At 44.5% G+C, this 19513-nt stretch carries 13 protein-coding genes; 7 read left to right on the top strand and 6 right to left on the bottom strand.

The features are described 5' to 3' along the window. Positions 1-250: 250 nt before the first annotated feature. A complete protein-coding gene (locus AC23P2_RS26080) occupies positions 251-2563 on the bottom strand; it encodes a GumC family protein (protein ID WP_487775909.1) in 2313 nt (770 codons plus the stop codon). 53 nt (positions 2564-2616) lie between these two features. Beyond that, complete coding sequence (locus AC23P2_RS26075) at positions 2617-3432, bottom strand: polysaccharide biosynthesis/export family protein (RefSeq protein WP_487775908.1); 816 nt, start codon at positions 3430-3432, stop codon at positions 2617-2619. A 93-nt stretch (positions 3433-3525) separates the two neighbouring features. On the opposite strand from AC23P2_RS26075, the gene AC23P2_RS26070 reads away from it, so the two are divergent. Next, entirely contained in the window at positions 3526-4260 is a 735-nt protein-coding gene (locus tag AC23P2_RS26070) for a tyrosine-protein phosphatase (protein WP_487775907.1), read from the top strand. A 6-nt stretch (positions 4261-4266) separates the two neighbouring features. Here the strand turns inward: AC23P2_RS26070 and AC23P2_RS26065 are convergent, their stop codons facing one another. Continuing rightward, complete coding sequence (locus AC23P2_RS26065; RefSeq protein WP_487775906.1) at positions 4267-5637, bottom strand: sugar transferase; 1371 nt, start codon at positions 5635-5637, stop codon at positions 4267-4269. Between the two features lie 285 nt (positions 5638-5922). Continuing rightward, positions 5923-7335, bottom strand: coding sequence for a 23S rRNA (uracil(1939)-C(5))-methyltransferase RlmD (gene rlmD / locus AC23P2_RS26060; RefSeq protein ID WP_487775905.1), 1413 nt, complete (start codon positions 7333-7335; stop codon positions 5923-5925). Positions 7336-7447: 112 nt separating this feature from the next. Between rlmD and AC23P2_RS26055 the strand changes: the two genes are divergently transcribed. Beyond that, a complete protein-coding gene (locus AC23P2_RS26055; RefSeq protein ID WP_487775904.1) occupies positions 7448-9682 on the top strand; it encodes a T9SS type B sorting domain-containing protein in 2235 nt (744 codons plus the stop codon). A gap of 48 nt (positions 9683-9730) precedes the next feature. On the opposite strand, the gene AC23P2_RS26050 is transcribed toward AC23P2_RS26055, so the two are convergent. After that, positions 9731-10657 (bottom strand): alpha/beta hydrolase fold domain-containing protein, encoded by a 927-nt coding sequence (locus tag AC23P2_RS26050; protein ID WP_487775903.1) that lies wholly within the window; start codon positions 10655-10657, stop codon positions 9731-9733. Positions 10658-10808: 151 nt separating this feature from the next. On the opposite strand from AC23P2_RS26050, the gene AC23P2_RS26045 reads away from it, so the two are divergent. From AC23P2_RS26045 to AC23P2_RS26035, 3 genes are all read left to right on the top strand, one after another. Further along, on the top strand, positions 10809-11582 hold the full coding sequence (locus AC23P2_RS26045) for an SDR family NAD(P)-dependent oxidoreductase (protein WP_487775902.1): 774 nt from the start codon (positions 10809-10811) through the stop codon (positions 11580-11582). 10 nt (positions 11583-11592) lie between these two features. Next, positions 11593-12351, top strand: a complete 759-nt coding sequence (locus tag AC23P2_RS26040) for a tetratricopeptide repeat protein (RefSeq protein ID WP_472487588.1) — start codon at positions 11593-11595, stop codon at positions 12349-12351. A gap of 84 nt (positions 12352-12435) precedes the next feature. Beyond that, entirely contained in the window at positions 12436-12909 is a 474-nt protein-coding gene (locus AC23P2_RS26035; protein ID WP_064750988.1) for a CHRD domain-containing protein, read from the top strand. A 60-nt stretch (positions 12910-12969) separates the two neighbouring features. Here the strand turns inward: AC23P2_RS26035 and AC23P2_RS26030 are convergent, their stop codons facing one another. After that, positions 12970-14229, bottom strand: coding sequence for an aminotransferase class V-fold PLP-dependent enzyme (locus tag AC23P2_RS26030; protein WP_487775901.1), 1260 nt, complete (start codon positions 14227-14229; stop codon positions 12970-12972). Positions 14230-14400: 171 nt separating this feature from the next. Between AC23P2_RS26030 and AC23P2_RS26025 the strand changes: the two genes are divergently transcribed. Further along, the gene (locus tag AC23P2_RS26025) at positions 14401-14748 is read left to right on the top strand and encodes a hypothetical protein (RefSeq protein ID WP_472487590.1); all 348 of its coding nucleotides are present in this window, start codon (positions 14401-14403) and stop codon (positions 14746-14748) included. A 102-nt stretch (positions 14749-14850) separates the two neighbouring features. Continuing rightward, complete coding sequence (locus AC23P2_RS26020) at positions 14851-19182, top strand: CusA/CzcA family heavy metal efflux RND transporter (RefSeq protein ID WP_487775900.1); 4332 nt, start codon at positions 14851-14853, stop codon at positions 19180-19182. The last annotated feature ends 331 nt before the right edge of the window (positions 19183-19513 follow it).

Below are 19513 nucleotides of genomic sequence, written 5' to 3'. Positions count from 1 at the left end.
GAATCTGCTCAAAAGGTTATTTCTTTAACCTGTTTCCCTTATATTAAAAATACGTCACCTTAGTTTAAATTTAGTATAATATACATACTAAAGAAGTAAGTACCTATGCTTTTTTGTTAATTTTTTCAAGATATTTATCAAGTGGCAAAAATACATAAACATTCTAAGAAAGAATTAAACTATGTACACAGTCACCTCTTCGATGGAATTGGGATCAGCAACTTAGCTCAAAAGCGTATATGCCTTTTGGCTACCCATAATATCCTTTTCCATACTTGTATCCATAGCCGTACCCATAGCGGTACTCTTGGCTATTGCGGTAATTAACACCGTTGAAAATGACATTAATGGATTTAAACTTATTAAACTTCTTCAAATCGGACAAAATGGTCAAGTCTTTTTTGACCGTCACCTCATGCCTCACAATATAGAAACAAGTATCGATATAAGGCGCAAGTACCAAGGCATCTGTCACCAAACCTACGGGTGGGGTATCGAGTAAGATATAATCAAAGTATTCACGGTAGGTAGCTAGCAGCGTCTCTATTTTTCCATTGGAGAGCAATTCGGCTGGATTGGGTGGCAATGGCCCGCAAGAGGCCAAAAATAAGTTTTCGATGTCCGTTTTTTGGGCAATCTCCATGGGGTCTGCCGCGCCTGCTAAGAAGTTGGAGATGCCTTTGTCGCGGGTGAGACCAAGGTATTTGGTGAGTTTGGGCTTCCGCATGTCTAGCTCTAAAACGGCGACCCGTTTACCCAAAGTAGCAATACTAATGGCCAAATTGAGGGTAATAAAGCTTTTGCCTTCCCCACTGGTGGAAGAGGTCAATAAAATGACATTTCCCTTGTGTTTGTTATCGGGGTTGATGTACTGCAGGTTGGTACGAAGGAGGCGAAACTGCTCTGCGATAAAGGTTCGGCTTTGGACATCGAGTAAATTCGTTTTAATTTCTTTAGGTTTTAACGCAATTTCTCCAAAAACTGGCAACCCCGTCTCTGATTCTATTTCCTTACGTGATTGAACTCGGTCATTGAGTAATTCTCTGATGTTCATCACGGCTGCGGGCAAAACAATTCCCAATAGCAACGCCACCAAATAAATCATTTTGGTATTGGGCTTAATAGGAAGTGGCGTAGCGTACGGTCTGTCCACCAAACGGCTGTCAGTCACCGTAGAAGCATACGAAAGCGCGGTTTCTTCGCGTTTTTGAAGGAGCAACAAATAAAGATTCTCTTTAATGTTTTGTTGACGTTGGATAGTCACAAACTCCCGTTCCTTGCGTGGAATGCGACTGATTGACCCTTCAAAGCGTTTGTTTAACCCCGCCAAACTTGTCCGAGTCACCAATAAGCCATTTTTTTGGTTGTTAATATTCTCCCTAACTGCCTGTTTTGTATTGGAAATCTGCGTGTTAAGCGTTTCTAGAAATGGGTTACCTGGCTGTACAGTACGCGCCATTTTTTCTTTTTGGAGTTCTAACTCGCTCAATTTCTCAATAAAAGAAGTCAAAATTGGGTCAGTCACCATCAAACTTGCGGGCGCCACCGTACCTTGGCCGCTTTGGAGATAACGCTCTACCCCTTCCAACACTTTCAATTGGATGTCCACCTCGTTAAGTTTGGTATCGTTTTCTTTGACTTTTTCGAGAAAAAGATTCGCTTCCGTACTTAAATCCGTAATTCCTTGCGAAGTTTTGTACGATTCAACATCTTTTTCGACGATTGTCAGTTCCCCTGTAATAAGTTTAAGGCGATCTTCAATAAAGCGTAGGGTATTGCTTGCTTCCAAGTTTTTGTCTTCCAGCGCCGAAAATGTATAAGCATCCAGGAGCTTTGCCAAAATAGCCTTACCTTTTTCAGGCACTGAGGTTTCTGTTGAAAGTAGTAATACCGTACTTTTTTGATTGATAAGTTCTACTTGAATTTGTGCTATAAGTGCCCCTATGAGACTTTCTTTATGGCTAAATCTAACTTTGATGAGTGTACCTTTTGGGGTTTTAGGCTTCGAGAGGAACACTCTAAAACGGCCATATACAGAGGAAATGGGTTGCGTATAAATATAACTTCCAACCACCTTTTGGCCATCATCCAGCAACTCAAAATGCTGGTTATCAACCATTTTTATATATAGTGGTTTATCATACGCAACATCTTGTAGTTGCGTATAATTGATTGTTACAGGAGATTGTTGAAAAAGCTCCGAATCACGATAAGTCCCCTCTTCATAATAAGAAACACTCAAGTTAAGGTCATCCACCACTTTCTCCATCAGAGACCGTGATTTCAATACTTCCATTTCATTTTCAACAATTTTGTTCCCGTTGAACAAATCAAGTTCTTTGAGCATTTCATTCCCACCTCCCATCCCCTTCTTTTCATCTTTGATGAGTATAGAAGCAGTCACTTTATAGATAGGAGTTGTAAACTGGAGGTAAAAAAAAGCAGCACATAATGATACGACCAAAGCAATGACGAACCAATACCAATAGCGGAGGTATTTTAAGAGAAACAACTTTAAGTTAAAGTCTTCTTCTTTTTCTTGCCAAAATTCAAGATTTTCCATAGAGTTAAAAATCGGTAACAAATAGTATATTATTATGAATCAAGCACTTACAACTACCTCAACAAGAGATTTAACGCCACTACAAAAGCCGTGGTAATGCTCGTAACAATGGGGATAAGTTGAACAGTGCGGTCGTTAAACGTAACTTTTGCTTTGCTAGGTTCTACGTAAATAATGTCTCCATTTCGGATGTAGTAGTAGGGTGAGTTGAGGACGTCGCGGTTCAGGAGGTTAATTCTTACGATTTCTCTTCCTTTTTCAGTTTCTCGAATTAACATCACGTTGTTTCGTTGCCCATAAACCGTCAAATCTCCCGCCATGGCCAGCGCTGAGGGCAATGTCGTGTTATCATCAAGGAGGTTATAAGTAGCAGGGCGATTAACCTCCCCTAAAATTGAATATTTGTGGTTGAGAAAGCGCACATTAATTGCAGGATCTTTCAACGATTTACTCACCTCTCCCCGCACAAGGTTAGCCGCTTGGTCGAGGGTCAGTCCTACAAGCTTTATTTTACCCACAAATGGAATTTCAACGTGCCCACTGGTATCCACTAAATAACCCAAAGGCTGCCCCCGCATGGCCGACTGAAGGCCAGGATAACTACTGGTAGTCAATGAATTAACGTTGGCGAAGTTCAAAATCTCGTTGGATTCTTGGTTAAAACTCCCCACGGTAATCGCCAAAATATCATTGGGTTCGATTCGGGCAACCACTGGTTTGATTGGAGGTAGCAGGACTGTCTGCGTTGAATCTGAGGATTGGAAATAGACAATTTGCTTGGGGCTCATACATCCGTAGAGTGAGCTCAAAAAGATACATCCTAACAGAAAAACAGTTAGTTTGCTTCGCGTAAAATGAGAGTAATTCATTCAGTGAAAATAAATGATAATTTAAACCGTTATTTTTGTTCTTTATTCCAGTCAAAAGAAAACCCTATCTTTTGACAACTTATCAGAAACTCTATGTTCTCTTTCTTTAAGAAAAAATCTACAACATCCATTTTTGAACTCCTCCAAACGGATATTCACTCTCACCTTGTCCCTGGTATCGATGACGGCAGTCCTGACCTCGCCACTTCCCTCCGCTACCTCCAACGTTTTCAGGAGATGGGGCTTCAACGCGTCATTACCACACCGCACATCTACGACGGCCTTTATAACAATACCACGTCCATCATTCAATCGAGCCTTGCCCAACTTCAAAAAGAAGCCACAAAACAAGGATTAGGCATTCAAATCGAAGCCGCTGCCGAGTACTTTGTGGACAAACATTTTGAACAACTCCTAGCGGCCAACGACTTGTTGTCGTTTGGAGCTCGTCGGTATGTCCTGATCGAAATGTCGTTTGTTGCCCCTAGCCAACAACTAGAAACCGTTATTTTTCAACTACTTACCAAAGGATACCAACCAATTTTAGCACACCCCGAACGCTACAATTACCTCCACCACTCGATGAACACCTACAAACACCTCCACGAATTGGGGTGTATGTTGCAGGTAAATTTACCTTCGTTGTGTGGCTACTACGGCCCCGCCACCAAAAAAATCGCCCAACAGCTCATCAAGCTCGATTTGGTTGATTTTCTGGGGACTGATTTGCACCACGACCGCCATTTGGAGCTTTTTGTCGCCCATCAGTTTGATGCCGACCTTGCCAAATTGCTCCAAAAAGAAAACTTCAAAAATGCCCTTTTGTAAACTTTTTTACCGAAAAATAACACTCCTTAAAACCTTGTAAAAGGTCTTAACCATAATTTCTCCGTCGAGCAATAAGCTCCAATTTTCGATGTACCAAATGTCGTAATCCACTTTTTGTTGGAGTACGGCAGGGTCGGTTCCCGATTGTATCTCAACCTCGTTGGTTTCTGCCCATCCCATCAAACCAGGTTTTACCCGATAGCGAACCTTGTAATTTTGGGTGGCCAACTGTAATTGGTAATACTCTGAGCGTTTGTGCGCCTGAGGCCCTACCAGCGACATCTCGCCGCGTAAAACATTCAACAAACGCGGAAATTTGTCCAATTTCGTTTGTAAAAGTATGCGTCCAATCCACGTTTTTTGCTTTTCAATCTGGGTTCTGAACACCCAAGAGTCAAATTCTTTTCCTCCTTGGCCAAGCAGTCTCTTTTTAATCCATATCGGCCCGCTCGACTCCAATACAATGGCAAGACTGATAAGCGGCACAAGCCACACACCTACCAAAAGAAGTGCACTCGTACTTAAAATAACATCCGCCAAGCGCTTTATCAACCAGTAATAATCAGTATCAAGCAAGGTATTCCGTACCGAAATGAGGGGTTTTCCACCCAACAACTCCAACGTAAAACGGGATGACCGAAACTGAAGAAAGCGGGGGGTAAAACGCAACAATACGCCCTTAGAATCAGCCCATTGGGTGATTTTTTTGGCGATATCTTCTTCAAAATTTTCTGAGATAACAATCAGCTCATCTAGCAAATGTAATGCGTGCGCTTTCTCCAAATAGCGAAGGGTCTCCTCCCATTGATCCGTGCGCGTTACTGAACTAGGTAGCGGAGCTATCCCCACCACTTTGTAACCAAATTGGCTATTTTTTTTGACAAAATCAACAAAGCCGTTCATCTTACCAGAATCACCCAGCACGACCAGCGTTTTTTGGTAAATGCCTTTGCCATTCCAATAATGAAATATTTTTCGCAGCCCGTACATTTTTAGGGTAATCAGCATACCCAGCACCGAAACGTACGTCAGCGAAAAAGTGCGGGCATGGTTGGTATCATTGAGGAAGAATAAGAAAACGGTCAGGATTGCAAACTGGAAAAGCAGGTTGGGGAGTAGCGCCCACACTTCGTTAATAAAGGTGAGGGTTCGGAAGTCGTTGTAAAGTGGTGTAAATTTGGAGGCTGCATACCAGCCCACCAAGAGACCGCCAATCACCAGCAAGTCTCGCCCAATCCAAACGCGGTGGGAAAGCTGGGTGGCTAGCAAAAACGCAAACATTACAATCAGCAAGTCGGCCAACAACTTGGTGTAATTGTGGCTCGTCTCAATCGAATAACTCGGTGCCATCATTGGCAATGAGGTGGTCTGAGTCATAGCGCATTCTATTTTGATGTGGTGCTTTAACAAGACATAGTACAATTCTCTTAAAAAGCATTAACATTCTTAGCCAAAGAATATTCTTTGCCCAATAGAAGGTTTTAGCTTATAAAAGTATCGTTATGTCTTGCAATAATAATTTATTCGTTTTGAAAATCAACCACACAAAGGATGTTTTTATTGAAGAATTTATCAAACGGTAGAAGAACAAATCCTCCCGCAGTCCTATTTTTCAATAAAAACACCTATAAAACAGCCTCTATGCGCTAAAAACCGCTTTTTTTATTTTTTCTCTAACAAAACGACATTTTCGACGTGATGTGTATGCGGAAACATATCGACTGGACGCACTTTGGTAACGGCGTATTTTTCGTCGAGCCACGCCAAGTCGCGGGCTTGGGTCGCCGAATTACAACTTACATAGACAATCTTGGTCGGCTCCATGCGTAAAAGGGTACGTACGACGGGCTCGTCCATGCCCGCACGCGGGGGATCGGTAATGACGACGTCGGGATGTCCGTTTTCTCGAATAAATTCCTCGTTCAAGACATTCTTCATGTCGCCCGCGTAAAAGCGCGCATTGGTGATGCCGTTGATTTGGGCGTTGACCTTGGCGTCTTCGATGGCCTCCGCCACGTACTCTACCCCCACCACCGACTTGGCTTGGTGCGCCACAAAGTTGGCAATGGTGCCCGTTCCAGTGTATAAGTCATAGACGTGTTCGTTGCCCGTCAGGCCCGCAAACTCGCGCGCCACTTTGTAAAGTTCGTACGCTTGTTCGGAGTTGGTTTGATAAAACGATTTTGGCCCCACGCGAAACGTCAGGTTTTCCATTCGCTCTTCGATGTAGGGTTTGCCCGCGTACAAAATGGCCGTTTGGTCGTAATACGAATCGTTTCCTTTGGTATTGATAATGTATTGTAAAGACGTAATTTCGGGAAAACGGTCTTTCAAAAACTCCATCGTCGCGTCTATGTCCTCTTGATTAGGTTCGGCAAACTGCACAATCACCATGACATCGCCCGTATTGGCTGTGCGCAGAATCACATTCCGCATAAAACCAACGTTGTGTTTTTGGTCGTAAAACCGAAATCCTTTTGATTTGGAAAAGGCTTTGAGTTCGTTACGAATTAAGTTGGATGGGTCAGGCTGGAGGTAACATTTTTCGATGTCCAAAATTCGATCAAAGCGTTTTGGTATATGAAAGCCCAAAGCGTCGCGGTCGAGCTCGGTGCCATCACCCATTTCTTCAAAAGTAAACCAACGGAAATTTGAAAATGTAAACTCCAGTTTATTGCGGTAAAACGTCGTTTCTTTGGAAGGAACAATGGGATCAATGGTTGGCAACGCTACTTTGGCAATTCGGTGCAAATGATCACTTACTTGCTGCCACTTAAATTGAAGTTGTTCTGCATACTGAATATGCTGCCATTTGCAGCCACCACAGGTACCAAAATAACTACAAAACGGCGTAGCCCTTTTTTCTGACCACGAATGGGTATGCAGCAACCGCGCTTCGTAAAATTTCTTTTTCTTGAAAGCCAAGATTTCAACGTCCACCACATCGCCTGGGGCCGCATTTCCTTCGATAAATACCACCGCACCCTCGTGCTTGGCGATGCACTTGCCCTCAGCCGCAAAATCCTCAATGAGTAGATTTTCTACAACTTGTCTATTTTTTTTGTAATTTTTCATCGTATTGTTTAAGCAACGCCGAAGAACATTCTTGCGTAATTACTTATCAGTTTGAATATCCGATTTATACACCGCGACAAAAGTACAACGAGAAGTTTAGCCCTAAAACCAAATGAAAAAAATTCTACTTCGCACATTGTGGATTTTGATGTTTGTGCCAAGCCTTTCGTGGGCGTCGCACATAGTGGGAGGCGAAATTGAGTTCTACCCAACCAACCAAGCTGCCAGCCGTTTTTATATTGGGCTAAATTTTTATTTTGACCAAGCCAATGGTCGTCCCGCCGCAGAGACTCAAACAGTTACGCTTTATTTCTTCCGCAAATCTGACAATGCCTCCATGGGAAGTATTGAGCTTCCCCAAACAACCCGAAAGCTCATTAGCTATACCAATCCTACTTGCGGCGCGTTGAACGCCGATTTGCGCACGCTGTTTATTCGGTACTCCAGCGAAATTATTATCAATACCCAAAACTTCAACGACCCGCGTGGTTATTACATCGTCTGGGAACGCTGCTGCCGAAATAGCATCATTACCAATATTCTCAATCCAGCAAGTACGGGCGAAACTTTTTATACCGAATTTCCTGCTTTGGTACAAAACAACCAACCTTATACCAATTCTACCCCAAAATTTGGCGAATTGAAAGGCGATTATATTTGCCTCAATCGCCCTTTTACGTTCGATTTTAGTGGGAAAGATGCAGACGGTGACAGCTTAGTTTATTCACTCACACGTCCTTGGGCAGGTTATGCCAATACCAGTAATCCCGAGCCCGTTGCGCGTGGAAGCAGTGCTTATCCACAGGTTGTTTGGACGGCAGGTATCAACGACCAAAACATGATTCCAGGCCCCGTTCCGTTGCGAATCAATCGGCAAACGGGAATCCTCAACGTAACCGCCGACAAAGCAGGGCTTTATGTTTTTGCGGTATTGGTAGAGGAATACCGAAAAGGTGTCAAAATTGGGGCTGTTAGGCGAGAATTTCAATTTAAAGTGGTGGATTGTCCCCAAAATTTTGCGCCAACCGCCCTCTACCGAGAAGCAGGTAAAACCGCTTTTTATAAAGAAGGCGAAACGCTCACTATCAAGCGCGACCAGTCGAAATGTTTGGATATATTGATAACTGACCGCGACCCCAATCAACGCCTGACACTTCGTACGATTGGTATCAATTTTGACGACGCCAGTGTATCACCCAATCCGCTTACTTACGTCACCAAATCGACGACTGACACTTTGAAGGCGCAAATTTGCTTTGAAAAATGCGTCGAAAGCCGTAATAACCAACCCGTTATTGTCGAAGTCATCGTGGCCGACGACGGCTGTCCCCAACCGCTGCTTGACACGTTGCGGATCCGAGTCTTTATTGAAGGTGCCCTCAACAACAACCCTGACGTGGTGACCAACTTAACCAATAATCGTGCGGCCATAGCCCAGGGGACAACCCTCAATTTTAATGTAATAGGCAGCGATAAAGACAACGATGAATTGGTGCTGGAAGCACGCGGGCGGGGTTTTCAACTCAATCAGGTGGGAATGACTTTCAACAACGCTACGGGGAAAGGCACTGTGACACAACCTTTTACGTGGACTCCTCCTTGCAACGCCGTCGGGCAAGAGTACATTGTTGACTTTATCGTCACCGACGTGGCCTGCAATCGCCAAGTGAAGGATACAGTCACGGTTCGGCTGCAAGCATCTCCCCTACCCAACAATAAGCCCAAGGTATCGACAAGTCTTGCCTCTTCAGCCGTTATTGACGTTCCTTTGCCCGCCGCCGACGGGAGTGGTTCGGTGGTTTTTGACGTTTATTCTGACGATGCCGACAAAACCGACCAATTACGTCTGTATGCCCAAGGGCAAGGCTTTAACTTGGCACAATACCAAATGAAATTTGACGAAAAAACGGGCAATCCTCGTCTCACTTCCCGTTTTGAATGGAAGCCCAATTGTGCTGATTATGCCGCAATGGCAGGCAAAGAAATGGTGGTGCATTTTATCACCCAAGACAATAGCTGCGGTACCAACAAAAACGACACCCTCGCCGTAAGAATGCGCTTAGGCAATTTACCGACGGCTACCAATGTTGAACAAAATACCCCGAATGTCATCACACCCAATGGCGATGGCAAAAACGATTGCTTTTTTATTGAGGGTATTTCGAGCGTAGCTTGTGGCCCTCAATTTGAGAAAATAGAAATTTTTAATCGTTGGGGAAAATTGGTTTATAGTTCTATTGACACAAAATTTAAGTGGTGTGCTGATGGCGTACCATCTGGCCAATATTACTATGGTTTAAAATTTACCAATCAAACCATTAAAGGAACATTAGCGGTTATAAAATAGATAGACTTTCCAAGTTTATAAAACTTGGAAAGTCTAAACCACTTTCTGCTAATACCTCCCCCGAAACACATCAATCAGTTTATCTGCCAGCAACTCGGCTGAAAAATCATGGGTTTGTTCGGGGTAAAAATAAACTTGATGGTTGATGCCGTAAAGCGTCAGTTTTGCTTCGGTCAATACCCGTTGCTCGGGCGTGATGATGTTATCCTGCCCACCGTAAAAAAGGATGGTTCTAGGTGCGGAGGGTGTCATCGTATTTAAGGGACTTGCTTGCAAAAAATCAAGCGGTGCTTCCTCGTACGATTTTCCGATGAGCTGCACAATTGATTTTTCTAAACCTGCTTCACGCAGCGCTTTGGAAGTCAGGTCGGTGGGTGCAACAATGCCCACTACCGCCCGTACGCCATCCGTGGGATGTGTATAACTGTACTGCATCGCCAAGTGCCCTCCCGCGCTCACTCCACCGATAACAAAAGCCCCCTCATTCAGGTGATAAGTTGCCGTCTTTTGTTTCAAAAAAGCCACTAATTGTTGAATATCTTCGATTTGCTGCCCAATTCTTACCCCTGTTTTGCTGGTCACGCGGTAGTTGGCATTGACAATGGCCAGGTTTTTTTGCGCTTTTTTTAGCTGTTCTACAGTTGGAGTCAAAAACGATTTATCGCCCCCCGACCAAGAGCCTCCGTGCAATAAAATCAACACTTCAGATGGTTTTCCCGAAACAGTTTCGGGGTAATGAATATCAAAACGTTGCAGTGGATCAGTACCATACGATTGGTCGTAAAGGTCTTTATAAGAAGCAATTTGTTCATCAATAAAAGGGGTTAGCGTTTCGCTTTGGCAGCCAAACAAGGCCATTGTCACCAAATAAAAAGCCAATAAGACACGGCTAAGTTTCCAAGTCATTTTTAAACAAATATTCATCCGTTCAGTCTGTGTGGCCTGCGCCATTGGGTTGGTGTGTGCTACGTTCAATATATATACGGGTTAAACGAAAAGAAAGATTAAATCAGTGTTTTGCTGGCTTTCTTTAAAATTGCTCCTGAAATATAGGTCTTTTCGGCAAAATCACGGTATTTTTGCCCACTTGATGACTTACTTTTTATAAAGCCGCATTTCAATATTCATGTTCACACTCACAAATAAAGTAGCCCTCGTAACTGGCGGAGCCAGTGGTATCGGACTCGCAATCAGCCAGTTGTTTGCGCAACAAGGCGCTTATGTTCACATTCTTGAGCTCAATCAGACCCAAGCCCAAACTGTAGCCGACGAGTTGGTACAAAAGGGGTTTCAGGCAGAAGCACACGCGGTAGATGTCTCAAAACAAGCAGATGTGGTCGAAACGATTCAAGCCATTATCCAAAAGCATCCCATTGATATTTTGGTCAACAACGCGGGGGTGGCGCACGTTGGGAAAGCCCATACAACCAGCGAAAGTGATTTTGAAAGGGTGATGAACGTCAACGTCAAAGGGATGTATAATTGTCTCTTTACGGTCATTCCTCATTTTCAAAGCAAAGGTGGTGGCGTCATTTTAAACACTGCTTCGATTGCGGGCACCGTCGGTATTCCTGATCGGTTTGCGTATTCGACCAGTAAAGGTGCGGTGATTGCGATGACGCTTTCGGTGGCCAAAGATTATTTGCATGACAATATTCGCTGCAATTGTCTTTCCCCTGCCCGCGTTCATACGCCCTTTGTAGATGGTTTTATTGCCAAAAATTACCCTGGCAAAGAAGCCGAAATGTTTGAGAAACTATCAAAATCTCAGCCGATTGGACGTATGGCAAAACCGTCTGAAATCGCCAGTCTCGCGCTTTATCTTTGCTCAGATGAAGCTGGTTTCATTACAGGTTGCGATTATTTGATTGATGGTGGTTTTGTAAAACTTAACAACTAATAATTAGGTCTTGATTTTTTTTAAAAACATCGAATTTTCGGCTAAAACGTTCATCAAAATATGGACGTTGGTAGGGTGTATTTGTGCCTTGTCGGCGCAGGCCCAGCCCGTCAATTTACGTAAAGTTGATTCGTTGTTTTTGAATGGTAAAATCGAAGAAACGGAGGTGTTGTACGAACGCTACTTGTCTAGTTTCAAAAACACAACGCTCGCTCCCCTACCTATTTATTATAAATTGGCGTACATCAACGAAAAGCAAAACGACTATGCCCGTGAGTTGTATTATTTGAGTATGATTTACAACCGCCAACCGAGGCAAGCTGTTTTGAATAAAATTACGGAAACAGCCGCTAATTACAATTTATCGGGTTACGAAGTTGATGACTTTAGTTTCATTTTTCTATTTTTTAGGAAATACTCCCTTTACTTTACGTTGTTTTTGTTGATTGTTGGGATATACGCTTTTGTGGTGCTTGTACAGAAAAAAAGGCACAACGAACTCATACAACGACGCCACACTTGGGTAGTGATTTTGTATCTAAGTACCCTGCTTATACTACTCAACTTGCCTGACTTTTACCAAATTGGTATTATTAACAAGGAGACTGCTTTTCTGCGTGAATCCCCCTCCTCGGCAGCACCCGTCAAAAAGGCGATTTCTCGCGGAAATAAAGTCATTGTCCTCAGTGAAACCGATGAATGGTTACAAATTTGGTGGGACGAACACGCGCTCTATGCCAGAAAGTTAGATGTTTGGGCCATCCAATAACGGATTTTTTCTCCCTAAACTATTGGATATTGACACGGAAAACAATATTATTGCATAATCAAACAAAACAAATCAGCAAATTCCATGAAGAAATTGACGCAAGCTCTACCCTTTTTCATCGCTCTATTGATTGTGGGAGTTATGGTCAGCTGTACTGAAAAAGGTCCACACACTAATCCTGAGGTCAAATTTGAAGCAACGCTGACAGGTGCCAATGAAGTACCTCCCGTCACTACCAGTGCCACAGGCCGTATGGAGGGTGTTTACAACAAAGAGACCAAAAAGCTCACTTATACAATCACTTATTCTGGTCTTACTGCTACTGCGGGGCACTTCCATAGCGGCAATAGCTGGGAAGCTGGGCCAGTAGTTTATAACTTTGGCAGTACATTAAATTCTCCTATTTCTGGTTCTTGGGATTTAAACCAACAACAAGAAAATCTGCTCTTTTCAGGATTGCTTTATGCAAACATTCACACAGCAGTAAACAAAGGTGGAGAAATTCGTGGCCAAGTAAACATGGTAGATTTCAACGCTTGGAAAGCAAGTCGTAAATAATCACTTTCTACTTTTTTATTGGACCTTCCAAGTTTAACGTCAACTTGGAAGGTCTTTTTTTTAGCCTGCTAGTTCCTTTAACGCTTTCACAAACACGTCCAACTCCTGCGTGGTGGTAAACAAATGCGGCGTTACGCGCACCCCGTGAACGTTGGCATAGTCAATCGCGACAGTCCAAATTTTATATTTTTCCATCAACGTTTTGGCCAAATCGGCAGGCGAAAGCTTGGTCACACCCACGTTTCCAATCGCACCGTGGCGAGTAGGGTCAGCAGAAGTATTGACAACAATACCTGGATGATTCCTGACTTTGGACGTCCAATAGGTTTGCAAATACCGCAGCCGTGCTTCTTTTCGTTCGATGCCTATTTTTTTGTGGTAATTAATGGCATCGGCCAAGGCCAAATCGGTATGAACGGGATGCGTCCCTGTGTGGTTGAGTTTACGAATGTCGTCGTCGGGATAGCCTGTTTCTCCCAATAAAGGCCAAATTTGCTTTATTTTTTCTTTTCTGACGTACAACAAACCCGCTCCCAGCGGGCATCCCAACCACTTGTGAAGGCTGCTGCCGTAATAGTCACAGTGCAAATCAGGAATTTTAAAGTCAAAATGACCCACCGCGTGTGCGCCATCAACCATGACTTCCACCCCACGGGCATGCGCCATATCAGCGATTTTTTGAATGGGTAAAATGTGGCCTGTAATATTGATGATGTGACAAACCATCAAAAGACGGGTTTTGGGCGTAATCGCTTGTTCGTAAAGCTTCACGATTTCGTCGTCGGAGGCGGGATGATTAGGTACCGAAACAAATTTGTTCACTATCCCATAACGGCGCGCTTGTTGTTTAAACATATCAACCATGGCACCATAGTCTTGTAAAGCCATCACCACTTCGTCGCCTGCTTTCCAGTCAATACCTGAGATGATGGTATCGAGCGATTCGGTGGTATTGCGCGTAATAATCACTTCCTCGTGAGACGCCCCCACCAGCTCCGCCAGTTGTTTCCGAACCGCCAGCTTATCATCAAACTGCCGCGTCCGCATATAACGCGATGAAATTTTATTTATATCCCTAACGTGCTGAATATACGTATTTAGTACTTCATCGGAGGCCAAAACATAATAGCCATTTTCGAGGTGAATAAACTCCGAAGTTACGGTAAAGCCTTTGCGAACTTCTGCCCAAAAATTTTCATTTTGAGCTATTTCTTCGGGTGATTGATGTTGAAAAGCTGCCAAAGCCGTATCTACTGTTGTTTGACTCAATGCGACCAATCCTGTCACAGACTGGAGAAATTCACGTTTGTTGAGAAGCATGATAATGGTAAGGGGGTAAGGTTAAAAAGTAAAATTAAATTTTTCTCCCTTAAATTTGACCAACTCAGCACTTTTTTATTCTTTCGCACGTTCGCTATTTATAATCAGAAGATTAAGACATCAACCTCCTCTGTGAAAGTATTCATCTCAAGGCTCCTCTTGGCAATATATATGCTTTCCGCAACTCCTTGTAGTCAGTTGCTAAAGTTGCCTGTGCTTGTGATGCACTTTCAAGAACACCAGCACCGCGATGCATCCACTTCCTTTCTGAGCTTTATTTATCACCACTACGCCATCCACCATGCCGATGATGGCGATACCGCCCGCGACCAGCAGTTGCCCTTTCAATCACACGATGACTGTGGGTCGTTTCAAGTTCCCATTTACCTCTTTCCGACGTTTGAGCCGCTTGCGCCTCACGTAGTCATTTTACAGGCCGAAAAGCCTTCATTTTATTCGGATTCTCATCTTTTAGCCACCTATCTCTCGGCTATCTGGCAACCGCCCCAACGCGCTTAATGAAACACCTCTGAGTCGTCGATGACTCTTTTTTGCGCACACCCGCCCTGCTACCAACTAGCAGTGGGCTGATGCTATTGTTTCATTATTTTTCTTGTTGCCATGCTAAATTCAATTATTGAGTTTTCTGTTAAGAACAAACTCATCATTGGGCTATTTGTCCTTGCCCTCATCGGTTACGGAACCTACGAAGTAACCAAGCTTCCCATTGATGCCGTTCCCGACATCACCAACAATCAAGTACAAGTCATTACGATTGCGCCGTCGTTGGGCGCAACTGATATTGAACGACTTGTGACTTTCCCAATTGAACAAGCCAATAACAATATATCTGGCCTTATTGAAATCCGTAGCTTCTCACGTTTTGGATTATCGTTGGTAACCATTGTTTTTGACGACGAAACTGATATTTATTGGGCGCGTCAACAGGTCGCTGAGCGTTTACAAAAAGTCCAAGCCGAAATACCTCAGGGCATTGGCGTGCCCGAATTAGGCCCCGTCACCACAGGTTTAGGAGAAATTTATCAGTACGTGGTACGCCCCAAAGAAGGCTACAAATCACAGTACAACGAAACCGACTTACGAACCATCCAGGACTGGATAGTCCGCCGTCAACTCCTTGGTGTAAAGGGGGTTGCGGAAGTTAGTAGCTTTGGAGGCAAACTCAAACAATATTCCATTGAGGTAGATCCGAACAAGCTACAAGCGTACGGAATTACCATCAATGATGTCTTCAAAGCCCTCGAAACCAACAACCAAAATACAGGCGGTTCTTACATCGAAAAAGCATCTACGGTGCTGTATATTCGCAGTGAGGGGCTGGTAGGTACGTTGGATGACATCAAAAACATTGCCATCAAGAGCCTCAGCGGCGGTACGCCTTTATTTATTGGAGACGTAGCCGATGTTAAACTAGGATATGCCACCCGCTTTGGCGCCATGACGTACAACGACCAAGGGGAAGTAGCGGGTGCAGTCGTGATGATGCTCAAGGGCGCTAACAGCAGCGAGGTGATCAAAAACGTCAAAGAGCGCATTGCCCAAATTCAGAAAACCCTGCCCGAAGGTGTGGTCATTGAAGCGTTTTTGGACCGAACGAAAATGGTTAATAATGCCATTGGAACGGTTGAACAAAACTTACTAGAAGGTGCCTTAATCGTCATTTTAGTACTTGTGTTCTTTTTGGGCAACCTCCGCGCGGGCTTATTGGTAGCTTCGGTCATCCCGCTGGCGATGCTCTTTGCCATCATAATGATGAATTTGTTTGGCGTAAGCGGCAACCTAATGAGTTTGGGCGCATTAGATTTTGGGCTTATCGTCGATGGGGCGGTGATTATTGTGGAAGCGGTCATGCATCAACTTTCCCACAACAAAAAATTTACCGAACTAACACACCTCAGCCAACCCCAGATGGACGATGAGGTACAACAATCGGCCAGTAAAATGATGAACAGTGCCGTGTTTGGGCAAGTCATTATTTTGGTGGTGTATTTACCCATTTTTACCCTTCAAGGCATTGAGGGAAAGATGTTTAAGCCCATGGCCCAAACCGTGGCTTTTGCCTTATTGGGAGCATTTTTACTTTCTCTGACGTATATCCCAATGATGAGTTCGGTGTTTTTGAGTAAAAAAATTCACCACGTTCCCAATTTCTCCGACCGATTTATGGCAAAAGTGGAAATGTTTTACCAAAACGCCCTCACCAAAATCATTGAGTTGCCAAAAATGGTTTTAGTCGGTGTGATTTCCCTTTTTGTTATCTCAATCCTAGTTTTCAGCACCTTGGGTGGCGAATTTATCCCTGCACTCGAAGAAGGTGACTTTGCCGTGGACACCCGCGTGCTTACGGGAAGTAGCCTCTCTACAACCGTTGAAAGCACCCAAAAAGCAGCACATATTCTCAAAACTCGCTTTCCAGAAGTGGAAAAAGTGGTCACTAAAATCGGGAGCGGCGAAGTGCCCACCGACCCCATGCCCATGGATGCCAGCGATATGATGGTGATTTTGAAAGACAAAAAAGAATGGACTTCTGCCAAATCGTTTAGTGAATTGTCTGAAAAAATGGGGGCTGCCTTGGCCGAAATTCCTGGCGTAACGGCAGGATTCCAATTTCCCGTCCAAATGCGTTTCAACGAATTGATGACGGGCGCGCGGCAAGATGTAGTTTGTAAAATTTTTGGAGAAAATTTAGATACCCTTGCCACCTACGCCAATAAACTAGGTTCGCTCATCGAAAAAATCGACGGGGCTAAAAACCTCTACGTGGAAACCGTGTCGGGGATTCCTCAAATTGTCATTCAATACAACCGAAACGCCATTGCCCAATATAACCTCAACATTACTGACATCAATCGGGTGGTAAACACAGCTTTTGCGGGGCAAAGTAGCGGCATGGTGTATGAAGGCGAAAAACGCTTTGACTTGGTCGTCCGCCTTAGTGGCGCGCAAAAGAAAGACCTGACCTCGGTTCAAAACTTGCTTATCCCCACGCCCAACGGCCCGCAAGTCCCTCTGTATCAATTGGCCGATGTTCAAATCAAAGAAGGGCCAAACCAAATTCAGCGGGAGGACGCCAAGCGACGCATTGTCGTAGGGTTCAATGTTCGTGGTCGCGACGTTCAAAGTATTGTCAATGAACTCCAAGGTAAAGTAGCCCAAACAATTCGCTTCCCAACGGGCTATTATATTACTTATGGAGGGGCGTTTGAAAACCTCAACGCAGCCAAAGAGCGGTTGATGATTGCCGTACCTGTTTCGTTGGCGTTGATTTTTCTGTTGCTCTTTTTCGCCTTCAATTCGGTCAAGCACGGGCTCCTCATATATTCTGCCATTCCTCTTTCCGCCATTGGGGGTATTTTGCTCTTGGCCGCGCGCGGAATGCCCTTTAGTATCAGCGCGGGCGTTGGGTTTATCGCCTTGTTTGGGGTAGCGGTTTTAAACGGAATTGTACTCATTGCCGAATTTAACCGACTCAAAGCGAGCGGAATAGAAGATGTCAAACAAATTGTCATCAACGGCACCAAAGTTCGGCTTCGCCCCGTATTGATGACGGCATTTGTGGCTTCTTTAGGCTTTTTGCCCATGGCCATTAGCAACGGTGCAGGCGCCGAAGTCCAACGCCCACTTGCTACGGTGGTGATTGGCGGCCTGATGATTGCTACCTTTCTGACATTGTTTGTCTTGCCTATTTTATACATTACGTTTGAAAAAATTGGGAAAAAGCCTCCCTTAGCTGTTCTCGTAGTGTTAGGGTTTCTTAGTTTTTCAACGCAAGCCCAAACGCCCATTACGTTGGAGGCAGCGATTGATACCGCATTGAAAAACAACTTGTTAATCAAAAACGAGAAGCTCGTTTCGGCTTACCAACAAGCCCTAACGAAAACCGCCAAAGCACTCCCCCAAACGACCGTCACGGCCGAATTGGGCCAAATCAATAGCGTTTATTTTGACACCAAAGTCGGTATTGGCCAATCGTTTAGCTTTCCGAAAGTGTATCAAACCCAACAAAACTTATTGAACGCCGAGTGGCAACGCAGTGTGTTGGCCATCAATGTTCGGGAGGTGGACGTTCGGAAGCAAGTTGCCCAAGTTTTTTACGAATTGGTGTATTTACAACAAAAGAAACGGTTGCTACAGTTTGCCGATACCCTTTATACCGACTTCTTAAAACGGGCGGAATTACGGCTTGCCAAAGGCGAAAGTAACATCCTTGAAAAAGCCACGGCCGAAACGCAATTGGGACAAATTACGACGCAGCTTAACCAACTTCAGTTTGATTCGGAGGCGCTTCAATGGCAATTTCAACTGCTGTTGAATACAACGACCATTTTTACTCCGACCGTTTTGGCGTTCAAACTCGCCTCCCCTTCTCAGCTCCTTTCCCTCAACGAGCACCCTTATTTACGGTGGTTGCGACAACAACAACTAGTAGCTGAGGCTAGTTTTCAGGTTGAAAAAGCGCGGTTGTTACCGAACCTTTCGGTACTGTACAACAACGGGAGTATCCGAGGCACGGGCGCTGACAATCAAGCCTATACAGGCTTTCATCGCTTTCAGTCGGTGCAGTTGGGAGTAGGAATCCCGATTTTCGCAGCGGCTCAAAAAGCCCAAATCAACAGCGCCAAAGTTCAAAAACTCATCGCCGAAAGTAACGTTCAAGTAGGTGTCCAGTCGCTTCAAACCAATTACCAAACGGCCAAAGCCCAGTATCTGAAATTTTTGAATACGGTCAATTATTTTGAAAATACGGCTTTGGCCAATGCTCAATTGATTATGACCACCGCCAACCAACAATTGTTGGCAGGAAACATCAATTATCTGGAGTGGGTTTTGCTCGTCAACCAAGCCACCACGGTGCGAAATGACTACGTAGAAGCGGTCAAAAACCTCAACAACGCTGCCATCCAGCTCCAGTATTTTAGTCAAACCAATTAATTTCCCGACTCCAATGGCGTGCTAGCTAATTTTTTTAAAGTTTTACCCGCTGATTTGCGCAGATTTAGCGTCGCAGACAAACGCAGATGAGTGGCCATTTTTCAGTGAACCTCTACGGGTGAAATAATCAAATGATTTTCTTAACAACTAGGCTGACCGCATAAAAAAAGTAGCCTCAGCGAGGCTAAATCTTAGTAGAAAAAAGGGCAAAGGCCATCCCAAATCCCCATCGGGGCGGGGGGGGGGGGGGGGGGGGGGGGGGGCGGCCGCGGGGGGCCCCGCCGGGGGGGGGGGGGGGGGGGGTTTGGGTTGTGTTGGGTTGGGTGGGGGG

Source organism: Runella sp. R0.1_18, assembly GCF_057652155.1.
This window is presented reverse-complemented; position numbering and strand designations above follow the sequence as displayed.